The organism is Herbaspirillum sp. GW822-FHT03A08, assembly GCF_058801885.1.
This window is the reverse complement of the sequence record NZ_JBXANR010000001.1, coordinates 239,914-254,842: the sequence shown is the minus strand read 5'-3', so window position 1 is coordinate 254,842 and position 14,929 is coordinate 239,914. Positions and strand designations below refer to the sequence as shown.

Here is a 14,929-nt window from a genome sequence, read left to right as displayed (position 1 = left end):
TCCTGTCACAGTCAATAGCAGTACACAACACAGAAAGAAGATGCAGCGCAAAGATGCTGCACTCACAGCACGATGACATCTCCGTCATGTCATTGTGTATCCGGTTGCCATGAGGAGACATCATGAATTTCGCATCGTTCTACCAGCAGTCGATTGACGACCCCAACACCTTTTGGGCCAATGAAGCCCGGCGCGTCGACTGGCATACGCCGTTCAACAAGACCCTCGACTATTCGCGACCACCGTTTGCGCGCTGGTTTGTCGGCGGTGAGACCAATCTGTGCCACAACGCCATCGACCGCCATCTGGCGCAGCGTGGCGATCAGGCGGCATTGATAGCCGTCTCGACGGAAACCAATACCGAGAAAACCTACACCTTCCGCGAATTGCATCGCGAAGTCAGCGCCATGGCGGCGACCATGCAAACGCTGGGTGTGCAGCGGGGCGACAGGGTGCTGATTTACATGCCGATGATTGCCGAAGCAGTGTTTGCGATGCTGGCGTGCGCGCGTATCGGCGCCGTGCATTCGGTGGTGTTCGGCGGCTTTGCTTCCAACAGTCTGGCGACGCGTATCGATGATGCGCAACCGGCGCTGATCGTATCAGCCGATGCCGGTTCACGCGGTGGAAAAGTGGTGCCCTACAAAGGTTTGCTGGATGAAGCCATCCGGCTGGCGCAACACAAGCCGGCACACGTCCTGCTGGTGGATCGCGGTCTGGCGGAGATGCCGCGCGCAGATGGACGGGATGTCGACTACGCCGCGGCCCGGTCACAGCATCTTGACAAGCAAGTGCCGGTGGTCTGGCTGGAGTCGAACGAACCGTCCTACATCCTGTACACCTCCGGCACCACCGGCAAACCGAAAGGCGTGCAGCGTGATGTCGGCGGCTACGCGGTGGCGCTGACGGCATCGATGCAGTATGTGTTCTGCGGCAATCCAGGCGAAACCTATTTCTGCACCTCTGATATCGGTTGGGTGGTCGGCCATTCTTATATCGTTTATGGGCCGTTGATGGCGGGCATGGCGACGATTCTTTATGAAGGATTGCCGGTGTTGCCTAAAGAGACGCCGGACGCGGGCATCTGGTGGAGCCTGGTGGAGAAATACAAGGTCACGCGCATGTTCTCATCGCCGACGGCAATCCGTGTGCTGAAGAAACATCCGCCGGAATTCATGAGCAAATACGACCTGTCCTCGCTCAAGAGTTTATACCTTGCCGGCGAACCTCTGGACGAGACGACATCGAACTGGATTTCCACTTCGCTGGGCGTTCCGGTCATCGACAACTACTGGCAGACCGAAAGCGGCTGGCCGATTCTGTCGATTGCCAAAGGCGTTGACGACAAGCCGACGCGGCTCGGCAGCCCCGGCGTGCCGCTGTACGGCTACAAGATGCACATCATGAACGAATCCACCGGCGCGCTGTGCGGCCCTAACGAGAAGGGCGTGGTTGTGATCGAAGGGCCGCTGCCGCCGGGCTGCATGCAGACCGTGTACCGCGACGACGATCGATTTGTGAATACTTACTGGTCCAATTTCCGGACGCAGGTGTATTCGACCTTCGACTGGGGCATCCGCGACGAGGATGGCTACTACTTCATCCTCGGCCGTACCGATGATGTGATCAACGTCGCCGGCCACCGTCTCGGCACGCGCGAAATCGAAGAGAGCATTTCCAGCCATGCCAATGTCTCGGAAGTCGCCGTGGTCGGTGTCGAAGACAAGCTGAAGGGGCAGGTCGCCATCGCCTTCGTGATTCCGAAGAAAGCCGACGGTATCGCCACGCAGGAAGGCCGTCAGGCGCTGGAAGCGGAAATCATGCGGGTGGTCGACAAACAGATCGGCGCCGTCGGCCGGCCGTCGCGCGTGCACTTCGTCAGTCTGCTGCCGAAGACGCGCTCCGGCAAGCTGCTGCGCCGCTCGATCCAGGCAATTTGCGAAGGCCGCGATCCGGGCGACCTGACGACGATCGAAGACCCAAGTTCGTTGCAGCAAATCAAGGCGGCGCTGCAGAATTGAGCTTGTCCGGGCGTCTTGGCTGATCGTTCTGAATAAGCCAGACGCCCGCAATTTGGTTACACTACGTGTTATCAAATTTTCCTCCTCGCCATCCTCCATGAGCCTTTCGATTCGCCCGGCGACTGTCGCCGATGCTGCCGCTATTTGTGAAATTTACAACTACTACGTTCTGAACACCGTCATCAGCTTTGAGCTGGAAGCTGTCTCGGTCACCGAAATGGAAGGCCGCATCACCGAGATATCCTCGCAATTTCCGTGGTTGGTGTATGAGGAAGAGGGGCGTATCCTTGGTTATGCCTACGCCACCAAATGGAAGGTGCGCAAGGCGTATCAGCATTCGGTTGAAAGTTCGGTCTACATGGCGCAGGGCAGCGGCGGCAAGGGCATCGGTTCCCAGCTGTATGGCACCTTGTTCGCGCAACTGAAGGCGCTCGGCGTGCATGCGGTGATGGGCGGTGTTGCATTGCCGAATGCAGGGAGCGTTGCCTTGCACGAGAAGATGGGCTTCGTCAAAGTCGCGCATTTCGCCGAGGTCGGCAAGAAGCACGATCAATGGATCGACGTCGCCTACTGGCAACTGATCCTGTAAGGAGGAGGCAGCATGAGATCCACCAGAGCAACGGGCGCCATTGAGCGCCTGAACACGCGTGCAGAAACCAGGCAATATTCGATGGTGCGCACGTCCAGCGAATTGTTTTTTCTGGTGCAGCGTGTTGCCGGTAATCCGGTCGAGAAACTCAGCGAGCCGTTGCCGCTTGATGAATTTGTTGCTTTCGTCAACGCCTACGGGCCGCAAAAACCCAAGCGCATCAGCAAGCTCGACACAGCTTTCGAAAAGCAGTTGGTGAAGAAGGATAAGGAGTAACGCCGCAGTAACGTAGCAGAACAGCATTGGCAGGAGCATTCATGGAAAAACGGGATCAGGGCAAAGACTGGATATTGCGCACGCAGTCGTCCGGTGTTGAGCGCATCGAAGCCTTCTTCCATGGCAGCGGTTACGCTATGCATCGCCACGACACCTACGCGCTCGGCATCACCATGGCGGGTGTGCAGTCTTTCCAGTACAAGAAATCCTTGCGCAACAGCTTGCCGGGCAACACCATGGCGCTGTATCCCGACGAGCCGCATGACGGCCAGGCAGGCACCGAGCTAGGCTTTCGTTACCGCATGCTGTATGTCGAACCTTCGGTGCTGCAGGACGCGCTTGGAGGCGTCGCCTTGCCCTATATCGAGGGCGGTATTTCGACCGATCCGCGCATGTTCCACGCCCTCAGAAATCTGTTGGCGCAAATGGATGGCAATGTCGAACCGCTGCAGCAGGACGATGGCATTTTTGAGCTGGCTGCCGCGATGAATGCGGTATCGGGAAAGCGTCCTCGCCGCCATGCCGCGGATTTCCAGGCGGCACAACGCGCCCGCGAATACATCCACGCCGCACTCGATCGCACGCTCACGCTCGACGAGCTGGCACACTCCTGCGGCCGTGACCGCTGGAGCCTGACGCGCGATTTCCGCAGCTTCTTCGGCACCAGTCCGTATCGCTACCTGAGCATGCGCCGTCTGGACCTGGCGCGCCGCCTCATGGCGCAAGGCCAGTCTCTGGCCGAAGTCGCCGCGACGGCGGGTTTCGCGGACCAGAGCCATATGACGCGGCTGTTCACCAAGACCTACGGCATCGCACCGGCACGCTGGTTGCGGATGGTGAAGCCGGGCGGGTAAATCTGGGGAGGTAAGACCCTCACAGGAAGTTGCACGATCGTTCAAGACCGTACCGGATAGTCTGCGTAATCTGGCTCCTTGTTATTGATTGATACAGGAGCAGAACATGTCCGCAAGCACGTCACCCGCCGCCGCGAACCGCGATTACAAAGCCATCAATTTTGCCGAAAAACTGTCGCTGTTCAGCGAGCAGTGGTCGCAGCGCGTTATCGCCGAGATGAACGATTACCAGTTCAAGCTCGCCAAACTGGAAGGCGAGTTCATCTGGCACGATCATGCCGATACCGATGAAGTATTCATCGTCCTTGAGGGAAAGTTGCGTATCGACTTCCGCGACGGCGCGGTGCACCTCGGCGCAGGTGAAATGTTCGTCATTCCCAGGGGCGTTCAGCACAGGCCGTATGCCGAGACCGAAACCAAGATCCTGCTGGTCGAGCCGCGCGGTGTGGTCAATACCGGCAGCGAAGAGAGCGACAGGACGCGGCAGAACGATATCTGGATTTGAGAGCTTCCGGGAAACAGCAAATCCCGCTCAGCGGTAATGCCGTTCAATTAAGTCTATGTACCGAATCACTACGACTGCCGTCCTGACGAAAGTCAGGATCCCGCGGCGTATCGACCGTCTTTACGGCGCGGGGTCCCAGCGTGCGCCGGGACGACTGCGTCAGGAAAACGAATGGCATTGCCACATCAGCGGGCTTTGTTTTTGTGTGGCCGGCAACATCAGCCGATAGTCGCGACGACCGGTGTGTGATCAGAAGGCTGTTCCCATTTGCGCGGCACCTTGTCGATCACGCATGCGGTGCATTGTGCCGCCAGAGGAGCGGTCAGCAAGATGTGGTCAATACGCAGCCCCTTGTTGAGGCGGAAGCCCATCTGGCGGTAGTCCCACCAGCTGAAGAGTTTTTCCGGCTGTTCGAACATGCGGAAAGCGTCGGTGAAGCCCATTTTTTGCAGATGCTGGAAGGCTGCGCGTTCGGGCTCCGATACCAGGTTCTGTCCGACCCATGCTGCCGGATCGTGCACGTCGCGGTCTTCCGGCGCGATGTTGTAGTCGCCCAGTAGGGCCAGCTTGGGATGCTGCAATTGCTCTTGCGCCAGCCACTCGTGCAATGCCGCCAGCCATTTCAGCTTGTACTGGAATTTTTCCGAATCAGGCGCCTGGCCGTTGGGAATATAGGCACAGACAAAGCGCACGCCTTCAATGGTCGCTGCAATGATGCGTTGCTGTTCATCTTCAAACAGCGGGTTGTTCTTGACCACATCGCTGATGGCATGGCGCGACAGGATGGCAACGCCGTTGTAAGTTTTCTGGCCCGTGTAGACAACCTGATAGCCGGCGGCATTGATTTCCGCCAGCGGAAACTTGTCGTCGGTCAGCTTGGTTTCTTGCAGGCACAGGACGTCGATGGGATTGTCGCCCAGCCATTGCAGAACCTGAGGCAGGCGGACCTTTAAAGAGTTGACGTTCCATGTCGCAATTTTCATGAGCAAACTAAGCCTTTGTACAGAAGTCTTCGGAGGCGGAGAGCCTGGCCGGAAAGAATAAGCGGTAAAAATGATGAAGAGGGATATTACCCCATCCATCGGAAATCCTGTCCGGCAAGGCGCGGCTAATTGCCTTTTTCAGCAGATGGAGCGGCAATGATGGCGAGCGACTGGATTAAAAGGGCGGCTCGTTGCATGACATCCTCTTTTGCAGCACGGTTCTCCGCAATGGATTGCCTCGCTCGCCCAGGATCGTCGAAGTCGTGGGTGGCGCCTGGATATTCAATAACCTTGACCAGGTTTTTCGCATCGTTCACGGGCATGATGTTGAGACAGTTGCGCGGAGAAACTTCTTCATCGTTGTCGGCGAGGAAAACCCATACCTCGGTGTCGCTGCGATACCGCCGTGTCAGTAGCGAGCGAGAGCCGCAACCGGGATACAGCACCAGCGCGGCGCGGAAACGCTGGGGAGCCGCAGATGAATTTCCCTGCGTCTGGCGATACATCACATTGAGGGCCGTGCTGCCGCCATTGGACCAGCCTTGCAGCATGATGCGGTCCTTGCGCACGTCGTCGCGCCCCGCCAGATAGGCAAGAGCGCCTTCGGCGTCGAGAGGGCGCACCGTCATTTCGTTGACTGCCTGGCGTTCGGGCAGGTCGTGCGAGTTACGTCCATAGCCGTGTGCGCGGTCACGCGGGCCGAAACTGTCGACGTGCAGGGCTAGATAACCGCGACTGGCCCAGTATTCTCCCCACATCTTGTGCCGCTGCGAGAGCGTGCCCGCATTGCAGGGCGATACAACGTTGCGGCCGACACGGGAACACTTCGCGTTGACGTTACCGGAGTAGGGGCCGCCACGTCCATGCAGCATGACGATGGCGGGATGCGGTAGGTTGCCGCCGCCGGGCGGCTGGAACAGGTAACCCACCAGTTCGGCGCCATCTCCCGAGGGGAAGTAGACCGTGGCGGGAGGCGCTGCGGATGCGGTCACCGGCATGTTCCAGAACAGCGTCGCCAGCAGTGCAATGACCGCTCTTGGAACGATGCTGCGATGGACGGGCATCTGCCGCATCCACATCGCGCAGGGATTACTTGAAGTGATAGTTGATCGCGACCAGCCCCATGTTCTCGGTGCTGTGATTGACGATCGGGCTGTTGGCGATGCCGTTGCCCAGCCATTTGCGGCGGAAGGTGATATTGCCTACCCAGTTTTCGGCGATCGGCATTTCAATGGTCAGGCCGAGCATGGGTGTGGTCGATGCGCCGGCATGGTATTGGCGGAAACCGCTGGCAGTGGATTCCGATGCGGTGACGCCGTAGAAATAATCGTTGTAGGAGGCGCTGCGGCGTTCGATACCCACTTGCGGATAAATATGCGCGCGGCCGACGTCGACCTGTGCGGCATAGATGGCTTCCAGCAGCGTGCCATGCGACTTGTTGACGTCATAGAAGGCGTTCAGGAAGAAGGCGCCGAAGCGTGTTTCCTGCAAGGTGCCGATGCCGATCGGCACGGAGTTGGAGCGGCGGTTCAGGCCGCGCTCGGCGTCCATGTGGTCGAAATTGACGCGCGCTGCCAGTTCCAGGTAGCCGGCGCCCATCTTCACAGTCTTGAAGCCGAAAGTATCCAGGCGGGCGAAGAAGCGTTTGTAGTCGAAATATGCATAGGGCAGAACCGACGTCTTGTCGCTCTTGCCGAGAATGTTGCGTTCCAGGCGGAACACGCCCGGGCCGATGTCGCCGGTCAGATGATCGGGCAGGCCGGCATCGGGAGCAGCTTCTTGCGCGCACGCATGACCGGCAAACGACAGGAGCAGCGTGCAGAGCAAAGTTTTGTTCATGGTTGACTTTCTTGTTGATGAAACCGGAAAGCCCGGTTTCTCTATTCTGTTATCTGTGGCTGTGGCGAACGGCACGGCTTCGCTTTATTGTGCTTTGGCTTCCGCGCGTTTTGTTTTTCTTTTGATGACGGTGTCTTCCGGTTTCAGCGGCTTGCCGTCGCAGGTGTGCAATTTTATCTTGGGCACGGGCTTGCCGCTGTCGCGCTCAACCATCGGTGCGCAGGCTTCGCCTTTCTTGAACAGGTGGCCTTCGCCCCATTGTCGCAGGCCTAGCACCACCGTAAATAATTCCTTGCCTTTGGGCGTGAGGATGTATTCCTGATAAGCGCTGCCGTCCGAGGCCGGGACGATCTCCATGATGTCGGCCTCGACCAGGTCGCGCAGGCGCGTGGAGAGGATGTTCTTGGCCACGCCCAGGCTTTTCTGGAACTCGCCGAAACGCCGCATGCCATCGAAGGCATCGCGAATAATCAACAGCGCCCAGCGGTCGCCGACGACGTCGATGGATCGCGCCACCGGGCAAGGATCGCTCTTCAGACTTTTCCGCTTTGCCATTGTTTTGCTGCTTCCTCATGTGTGACCAATGGTTGCATTTTAGAACTCGCTCACCTACACTTCAACTAGTTTCAATTTGAAACTAGTTTGGGATTGCGTCGGAAACAGGCTAAACAAGCCGCCAAGGAGGAGATCGGATGACCGAAAACAATGGAGGGGATGGTATTTGTCTGTCGGACGACGTAGTCCCCGGGAGGCGGCCGGAGGGGCGGGAGGCTGCGGCTGAGGCTTCGGCGCCGACAGCCTCCTCCATGTCTCGCGCCATGGTGCTGCTGTTTGCGACGGCCTGCGGCATCAGTGTCGCCAACGTGTATTACGCCCAGCCGCTGCTGGATGCACTGGCCGCCGAATTCGGTTTTACGCAGGCAGCGGTGGGCATCGTCATTACGGCGACCCAGATCGGATCTGCGCTGGCGCTGGTGCTGGTAGTACCGCTCGGCGATCTGCTGGACCGGCGGCGACTCACGCTGACGCAGTTGTTCTTGCTGCTGGCCGCGTTGGCTGGCGTGGCGACGGCTTCGTCTCCTTTTCTGTTACTGGTGGGAATGCTGGCGGTCGGCATGCTGGGGACGGCCATGACGCAAGGGTTGATCGCTTACGCGGCAACGCTGGCCGGGCCGGACGAACGCGGCAGGGTAGTCGGTACGGCACAGGCTGGAGTGGTCATCGGCCTGCTGTTGGCGCGAACCATGGCGGGGTTTGTTGCCGATATCGCGGGATGGCGCATGGTCTATGTGGTCTCGGGGATTCTGGCGGCGATACTGCTGCTGTTGCTGCAGGGACGTCTGCCTCGGCATGGCGCATCCGGACGACATCTTCACATCCCGGCAACGAATGAGCGTCTGTCCTATCTTCAATTGCTTGCTTCAATGGTTCAGTTGATGTGGCGGGACCGCGTGCTGCAGATACGCGGCGTGATTGCGATGCTGATGTTTGCGGTGATGAATATCTTCTGGAGCGCGCTGGTGCTGCCGTTGCGCATGCCGCCGTATGCGCTCTCGCATGCGGCCATCGGCGCCTTCGGCCTGATTGGCGTTGTCGGTACTCTGGGTGCGGCCCGGGCCGGCAAGCTGGCGGACGGTGGAAAAGGGCAATGGACCAGCGGCATGGCGTTGCTGCTGCTATCGGGTTCCTGGCTGCCGCTGGCGATGCTGCCGCACAGCCTGTGGGCGCTGGCAGCGGGCATCGTCATGCTGGATCTGGCGGCGCAGGCCATTCACGTCACTAACCAAAGCATGATATTCAGATCGAATACCAATGCGCATAGCCGGTTGGTGGCTTGTTACATGATCTTCTATGCGGTTGGCAGCGGCGCCGGTGCGGTCATGTCGACGGCGGCGTTCGCTGCGTGGGGCTGGAGCGGCGTGTCGTTGCTGGGCGCTGGCGTGAGTTTGCTGGCGTTGCTGTTCTGGAGCTGGAGCTTGCGCCATATGCCTGATAGCGCAGGCAGACCGGCTACGTTGACATGATCGTCAGATCTGGTCGCTCGCCATCAGGATGACGCGGCCAATGATGATGTCTTGCTTGCCGTTGAATTCGTGGCGCTGATATTGTTGGCGGCTGGTGTTGTCGGAGGTCAGGTACCATCGGCCGAAATCAAGCTCCAGGCGTTTGATGACCGCTTCGCCCTGGTAGTTGATGAGATAGACCGCATTGTCCTTGAGACCGGTGTCGCCCGTATTGACGACCACTACGTCACCGTCTTTCAGCACCGGAGCCATGCTGGTGTCCATGACGCTGATCGCGAACAGCTTGTCGGCAGACAGGTGGCGGTCTTTGAGCCAGCTCGTCGGAAACCGCCACACACAGAGCGTCGGTTCCACTTCCACAGATTTGAAGCGCGCCGAGCCGGCCGTCAGTTTCAGGCTGACCTGATGAATGCTGACCGCCTCGCCCGTCTTCGCATCGGTTCTGGCACGCATCTGGTAGACATGGTGCGCGGTGCTTTCGCCGACTGCCAGCAGATCGAAATAGAGGGCGTTGAGTCCTAGTCTTTGTTCCAGGGTACGCGCCGCTTTTTCTCCAAAGCCCTGACCGCTCCGATAGGACGAAGAGAGCAGTTGCGCCAGGCGCGACTCGCTCATGTCGATGGCGTCGCAGAAGGTTTTGCGATCGCCACCATAGCGGTCCTCGATAAGCGCCTGCAACCTGTTGCGTCGATGTTCATGCATATCCATGACGGCATTTGAACGCAAATTTAGCATTTGGTAAATTAGCTTTTGCTTGACTTGTTTGTAGCAAATGCTAAATTATCAATATGACACTGATCGCTTATCTCAATTCTCTGCCGATCGAAAAGCGCAGCGAACTTGCTGCGCGCTGCGGTACGTCGTTTGATTACCTGCGCCAGATCGGCTACGGCAATCGTCCGTGTTCACCGCTGATCGCCGTTTGTCTGGAGCGCGAATCGCAGGGCGCCGTCACACGCAAGATGCTGTTTCCGGACGACTGGAGCAAGCTATGGCCGGAACTGCTGGAAAGAGGCGGTGAGTGACGCCATTGCCGGCGCCGGTTGATATGAGGACTTGGTTGGCAGCCGCTGGGTTGTCTGCTTTTCGCCTACTTTTTGTTTTTCCCCCTTTCCCCCGCTATGTATTTCTTTCTTCCGGCCTCGTGCCGTACACCCGGTTTTTATGCCGCACAGGCGACATCGTTGTTGCAGTGGATTCCCCGTGATGGACATGCATCTGAGGTGTTGCCCATCATGTTGGCCGTACTCGTCGTCGTGACGATTACGATATTGCCGGCAATCTTTTACTGGCAATACACGCAGCGGCATTGGTGGCGCTTGGGTGCCGGACTCGCGGCTTTTGTATTGATACAGGATTACCTGATGCGGGAGGACAAGGGCAGCATCGGCGAGACCTTCTTTGGCGCGACAACCTTGTTCGGACTTCTTTATCTGCCGCTGGTGGTGCTGACGGAAGGCAATCGCAGGCTAGCCCGCAAGCTCGCCGGTGACGCTTATGCCGGGATCGCGTTACGACGGTCCGAATGGCTGCTTGTTATCGCGCTGGCGGTGCCGACGCACTTGCTTTTGTTTGTCGCCGTCAATGCACTGGACATTCTCGATGTGCATATCCTGAACATCGGCAGCGATTTCGTGAATTGCTTGTTCAGCTTTGCGCAAGCAGTGAACTTGCAAGCCTATCGCGACGTATTGAACATGTTGTTGGCGGCGATTCCGGTGCTGTTGCTGGCGACCATGCTGGCGGCGTGGTTTCGCCGTAGCCGGAGACATCATCTCACCATGCCGTGGCAATTATATTTTGCCGCAGTACCGGGCGTGCTGTGCGGTGGCTTGTTGCTGGTGTCGCTGTTCGCACGCTAGCTCCAATAAAAAAGCCGTCATCGTTGAGGATGACGGCTTTGCATGCTGCTGTGACCGGCGCTATACGCTTTACGCGCGCGCCTTTTGAGCTTTCTTCGCCTGGTTCAGCAAGAAAGTCGTCAGCAACGGCACAGGACGGCCGCTGGCGCCCTTGGTCGCGCCGCCGCGCCACGCGGTGCCGGCGATGTCCAGATGCGCCCAGGTGTACTTCTTGGTGAAGCGTTCCAGGAAGCAGGCGGCAGTGACGCTGCCGGCAGGTTGACCGCCAATGTTGGCGATGTCAGCGAAGTTGGACTTCAGCTGTTCCTGATAGACATCCTGGATCGGCATGCGCCATGCGGTGTCGCCGCTGGTCTTGCCGGCTGCCAGCAGGTCATTGGCAAGCGCATCGTGAGCGTCGTCTTCCCGCGTGAACAGGCCGGAGTTGTGATGGCCCAGCGCGACCACGCAGGCGCCTGTCAGCGTGGCGATGTCGACCACTGCTGCTGGTTTGAAGCGTTCCACATAGGTCAGCGCATCGCACAGGATCAGACGGCCTTCGGCGTCAGTGTTCAACACTTCGATGGTCTGGCCCGACATCGAGGTCACGATGTCGCCCGGCTTGGTGGCGCGGCCCGACGGCATGTTTTCGCAAGTCGGGATGACGCCGATGACGTTGAGCTTCAGTTGCAGCTCGGCGATGGCGCGGAAGGTTCCCAGCACCGAAGCGGCGCCGCACATGTCGTATTTCATCTCGTCCATGGCTGCGCCCGGCTTGAGCGAAATGCCGCCGGTGTCGAAGGTGATGCCCTTGCCGACCAGGACGGTGGGGGCTTCCTTGGCCTTGCCGCCCAGGTGTTTGAGGACGATGAATTTCGGCGGTTCGTCGCTGCCGTTGGTGACCGACAGGAAGCTGCCCATCTTGAGCGCTTCCAGCTGCTTGCGGTCGAGCACTTCAACGCCCAGCTTGTATTCCTTGGCCAGCTTCTTTGCCGTATTGGCGAGGTAGGTCGGAGTGCAGACATTGCCCGGCAGGTTGGCCAGATCCTTGCTCAGTTCCATGCCATTGGCCAGCGCGACGGCTTCGGCCAGGCCGGTCTTGGCAACTGCAGTTGCCGCTGTGGAGACGCCGATGGCGATTTTTTTGACGCCGGTCGGAGCGGGATCTTTTTTGCTCTTCATGGCGTCAGAGCGGTAATTGTTGTCGCGTGCCGCCAGCACCAGAGCACGGATGGCCCAGGAGGTATCCCGGCCCTTGATTTTGTCCAGCGGCAGCACGACCAGCGCGTCATTGGCGCCGACGGTTGTCAGCGCACGCACCGCGGCTTGTGTTGCAGATGAGAAACTTTTGTCCGTAATCTCTTCATCTGCGCCCAGGCCGACCAGCAGCACGCGTTCGGCGGCAACGCCGGTCACGCCGCGCAGCAACAGGGTAGAGCCGGGTTTGCCGGTGATGTCGCCGGATTTGAGCGCGTTGGCAATCGCGCCCATCTTGTCCAATGCTTGCGCAGCCGATGTCAGCTTGCGGTTTTCAAAGACGCCAACCACGAGCGTGCCGGTCTTGGCAGCGGTGACGGAGGTTTTTGCGTCCAATGTTTTTATGCTAAAGTCCATCGCTTGTCCTTAGTTTGCTGTTTCGCTTCATCTTCGGCAGTATTTGCTTCGGATTCTGCTTCCTGTTTTGCTTCGTTTCCTGCTTCATTGACTCTTGTGATTATAAGCCCCGAATGATTTTTGAGCGCGCTCTTCGACGCGAATTGATGAGCACCGCCGGCGCAGTGTTCACAACGCTATTTACCATCATCCTCACTGTGATGCTGATCAAGATCCTCGGCCAGGCGGCCGGCGGACAGGTCAACTCGCAGGACGTGCTCGCGCTGATCGGCTTCCAGGCGCTGAACTACATGCCTATCATCCTGATCCTCACCGGCTTTATCTCGGTGCTGCTGGTGGTCACCCGTAGTTATCAGGATTCTGAAATGGTGGTCTGGTTCGCCTGTGGTCTGAGCCTGACGCGCTGGATCAAGCCGGTGCTGCGTTTCGGCTGGCCGATCATCCTGTTGACCGGCATCCTGAGTTTTGTCGCGACGCCGTGGGCCAACCAGCAAAGCGCACAATTCCGCGAGCGTTTTGAAAAGCGCGAAGACATCGCCCGCGTCTCGCCCGGCAAATTCCAGGAGTCGGCGACCGCCAACCGCATCTTCTTCGTCGAAGGTATTTCCGGCGACGCCAGCAAGGTCAAGAACATCTTCGTCAACACTTTCCGCGACGGCAAGAACAGCATTGTGGTCGCCAAAGAAGGCGAGATGGAAGTCGACAAGGACGGCGAAAAATTCGTCGTCATGAGCAAAGGCCGCCGCTATGACGGCGTGCCGACGCAGCCCGATTTCCAGATGGTCGAATTCGAACGCTACGGTCTGCTGGTCGGCGGCCAGTCCCAGGCTGCCGCCGGTGAGAAATCGGTGCGGGCATTGCAAAGCTGGGAGCTGCTGGCGCAAAACACCAGCTTCAGCCGTGGCGAAATGCTGTGGCGCATGGCCTTGCCGCTGATGGCGCTGACGCTGATCCTGCTGGCGATTCCGCTGTCCTTCGTCAATCCGCGCGCGGGCCGCTCCATCGGCTTGCTGGTGGCGCTGCTGCTGTTCGTTGTCTATAGCAACACCGTCAGCGTATTCCAGTCGTCGGTGGGCCAAAACCGCATCTCGTTCATGCTGGGATGGTGGCCGCCGCATCTGGTGGTGGCGCTGATCGTGGTCGGCTTGTTCTTCTGGCGGCTGAAGGTCAACAGCCGCTATCACCCGGCCGTTTTGTGGTCCGGCATGCGCCGTGCGCTTACTCTGAAACGGCAGGGCTGATGAGAGTCTTACAACGTTACATCACCGCCGAGATCGTGCGCTCGGTGGCATTTGCACTGGCTGCTTTTCTGGCGCTGTTCGCTTTCTTTGAACTGATGGGGCAGCTGGAGGCGGTCGGCCGCAACGGCTATCAGTTGCAGACTGCGTTGCTGTACGTGGCGATGGGTTTGCCAGGCAACGTCTATGAGCTGATGCCGACAGCGGTGCTGATCGGCACCATCTATGCGCTGGCGCAATTTGCCGCCAACTCCGAGTTCACCATCATGCGCGTGTCCAGCATGTCGACGCGCATGACCGCCAAGGCGCTGGCGAAGATCGGATTCGGTTTTGCCATCTTCACGATCTTGTTCGGCGAACTGGTTGCGCCCAAAACCACCGAGTTCGGCGAGAAGCTCAGGTTGCAGGCGCAGGGTTCTTCACTGTCGCAACAATTCCGTTCGGGCTTGTGGGCCAAGGACGTGATCAAGGATGCCGGTCTCGAAGGCAATGTCATCGGCACGCGCTTTCTGAACATTCAGCGCATGACTCCTGACGGCATGCTGGAAGGCGTAAAGATTTACGAACTGGACAAGGATTTTCACATGTCCGACATGATCGTCGCCGCGCGCGGCGATTATCAGGGCGAACATGTGTGGCAACTGACTGACGTGCAGAAGACAACCTTCATCACCAACAACAAGGCCAGCGCGATCACGACGCCGATCTCAACCAGCAAGAACAAGACGATCACCTTCGTCTCCGAGGTGACGCCGGAAATTCTGTCGGTGCTGTTTGCCGATCCGGACCGCATGTCGGCGTACGACCTGCGCGCTTACACCAAACATCTGGAAGCCAATAATCAGCGCACCGAGCGTTACGAAATTGCGTTCTGGAAGAAGGTCGTCTATCCGTTGTCGATCTTCGTCATGATGGCGCTGGCCTTGCCGTTCGCGTATCTGCATTTCCGCGCCGGCGGCGTCAGCCTGAAGATTTTTACCGGCATCATGATCGGTGTCAGCTTCCAGCTGATCAACAATCTGTTCTCGCATCTGGGCTTGCTCAACAGCTGGCCGGCGCTGTTGACGGCGGCCTTGCCGAGCACCTTGTTCATGCTGATGGCGATTGTCGCGCTGCGCTGGGTTGAACGGCGCTAGCTCGCAACA

At 58.7% G+C, this 14,929-nt stretch carries 16 protein-coding genes; 10 read left to right on the top strand and 6 right to left on the bottom strand.

What is annotated here, in order from left to right; genetic code table 11:
* The first annotated feature begins 122 nt into the window (after positions 1 to 122).
* From AC1RN6_RS01290 to AC1RN6_RS01270, 5 genes are all read left to right on the top strand, one after another.
* Positions 123 to 2,021 (top strand): propionate--CoA ligase, encoded by a 1,899-nt coding sequence (locus AC1RN6_RS01290; RefSeq protein WP_493002476.1) that lies wholly within the window; start codon positions 123 to 125, stop codon positions 2,019 to 2,021.
* Positions 2,022 to 2,118: 97 nt separating this feature from the next.
* On the top strand, positions 2,119 to 2,610 hold the full coding sequence (locus AC1RN6_RS01285; protein WP_493002474.1) for an arsinothricin resistance N-acetyltransferase ArsN1 family B: 492 nt from the start codon (positions 2,119 to 2,121) through the stop codon (positions 2,608 to 2,610).
* Positions 2,611 to 2,622: 12 nt separating this feature from the next.
* Positions 2,623 to 2,886: a hypothetical protein gene (locus tag AC1RN6_RS01280; protein ID WP_493002473.1), complete on the top strand. Its 264-nt coding sequence runs from the start codon at positions 2,623 to 2,625 to the stop codon at positions 2,884 to 2,886.
* Positions 2,887 to 2,927: 41 nt separating this feature from the next.
* Positions 2,928 to 3,740, top strand: a complete 813-nt coding sequence (locus AC1RN6_RS01275; RefSeq protein ID WP_493002471.1) for an AraC family transcriptional regulator — start codon at positions 2,928 to 2,930, stop codon at positions 3,738 to 3,740.
* A gap of 106 nt (positions 3,741 to 3,846) precedes the next feature.
* On the top strand, positions 3,847 to 4,245 hold the full coding sequence (locus AC1RN6_RS01270; protein ID WP_493002470.1) for a cupin domain-containing protein: 399 nt from the start codon (positions 3,847 to 3,849) through the stop codon (positions 4,243 to 4,245).
* Between the two features lie 218 nt (positions 4,246 to 4,463).
* Here AC1RN6_RS01270 and xth read toward each other — a convergent pair whose 3' ends face one another.
* The 4 genes from xth to AC1RN6_RS01250 all read right to left on the bottom strand — a co-directional run bounded on the left by xth (position 4,464) and on the right by AC1RN6_RS01250 (position 7,622).
* Positions 4,464 to 5,228, bottom strand: coding sequence for an exodeoxyribonuclease III (gene xth, locus AC1RN6_RS01265; protein ID WP_493002468.1), 765 nt, complete (start codon positions 5,226 to 5,228; stop codon positions 4,464 to 4,466).
* A 125-nt stretch (positions 5,229 to 5,353) separates the two neighbouring features.
* On the bottom strand, positions 5,354 to 6,292 hold the full coding sequence (locus AC1RN6_RS01260) for a dienelactone hydrolase family protein (RefSeq protein ID WP_493002467.1): 939 nt from the start codon (positions 6,290 to 6,292) through the stop codon (positions 5,354 to 5,356).
* Positions 6,293 to 6,317: 25 nt separating this feature from the next.
* Positions 6,318 to 7,067 carry a MipA/OmpV family protein gene (locus tag AC1RN6_RS01255; protein ID WP_493002465.1) on the bottom strand — a complete coding sequence of 250 codons (750 nt, stop codon included), beginning with the start codon at positions 7,065 to 7,067 and terminating at the stop codon, positions 6,318 to 6,320.
* Between the two features lie 84 nt (positions 7,068 to 7,151).
* Complete coding sequence (locus tag AC1RN6_RS01250; RefSeq protein ID WP_493002463.1) at positions 7,152 to 7,622, bottom strand: winged helix-turn-helix transcriptional regulator; 471 nt, start codon at positions 7,620 to 7,622, stop codon at positions 7,152 to 7,154.
* 251 nt (positions 7,623 to 7,873) lie between these two features.
* On the opposite strand from AC1RN6_RS01250, the gene AC1RN6_RS01245 reads away from it, so the two are divergent.
* The gene (locus AC1RN6_RS01245; protein ID WP_493002462.1) at positions 7,874 to 9,091 is read left to right on the top strand and encodes an MFS transporter; all 1,218 of its coding nucleotides are present in this window, start codon (positions 7,874 to 7,876) and stop codon (positions 9,089 to 9,091) included.
* Between the two features lie 3 nt (positions 9,092 to 9,094).
* Here the strand turns inward: AC1RN6_RS01245 and AC1RN6_RS01240 are convergent, their stop codons facing one another.
* Entirely contained in the window at positions 9,095 to 9,793 is a 699-nt protein-coding gene (locus AC1RN6_RS01240; protein ID WP_493002460.1) for a S24 family peptidase, read from the bottom strand.
* A gap of 86 nt (positions 9,794 to 9,879) precedes the next feature.
* Here AC1RN6_RS01240 and AC1RN6_RS01235 point away from each other — a divergent pair, with 86 nt between their 5' ends.
* Together AC1RN6_RS01235 and AC1RN6_RS01230 are read left to right on the top strand one after the other, a co-directional pair.
* Positions 9,880 to 10,116, top strand: coding sequence for a transcriptional regulator (locus tag AC1RN6_RS01235; protein ID WP_493002458.1), 237 nt, complete (start codon positions 9,880 to 9,882; stop codon positions 10,114 to 10,116).
* 210 nt (positions 10,117 to 10,326) lie between these two features.
* On the top strand, positions 10,327 to 10,953 hold the full coding sequence (locus tag AC1RN6_RS01230) for a hypothetical protein (RefSeq protein ID WP_493002456.1): 627 nt from the start codon (positions 10,327 to 10,329) through the stop codon (positions 10,951 to 10,953).
* Positions 10,954 to 11,022: 69 nt separating this feature from the next.
* Here the strand turns inward: AC1RN6_RS01230 and AC1RN6_RS01225 are convergent, their stop codons facing one another.
* Positions 11,023 to 12,546, bottom strand: a complete 1,524-nt coding sequence (locus AC1RN6_RS01225; RefSeq protein WP_493002455.1) for a leucyl aminopeptidase — start codon at positions 12,544 to 12,546, stop codon at positions 11,023 to 11,025.
* Between the two features lie 113 nt (positions 12,547 to 12,659).
* On the opposite strand from AC1RN6_RS01225, the gene lptF reads away from it, so the two are divergent.
* Together lptF and lptG are read left to right on the top strand one after the other, a co-directional pair.
* The gene (gene lptF, locus AC1RN6_RS01220; RefSeq protein ID WP_493002453.1) at positions 12,660 to 13,787 is read left to right on the top strand and encodes an LPS export ABC transporter permease LptF; all 1,128 of its coding nucleotides are present in this window, start codon (positions 12,660 to 12,662) and stop codon (positions 13,785 to 13,787) included.
* Positions 13,787 to 14,920, top strand: coding sequence for an LPS export ABC transporter permease LptG (gene lptG / locus AC1RN6_RS01215; RefSeq protein WP_493002452.1), 1,134 nt, complete (start codon positions 13,787 to 13,789; stop codon positions 14,918 to 14,920). Before lptF ends, lptG begins: the two co-directional genes overlap by 1 nt.
* Positions 14,921 to 14,929 lie beyond the last annotated feature (9 nt).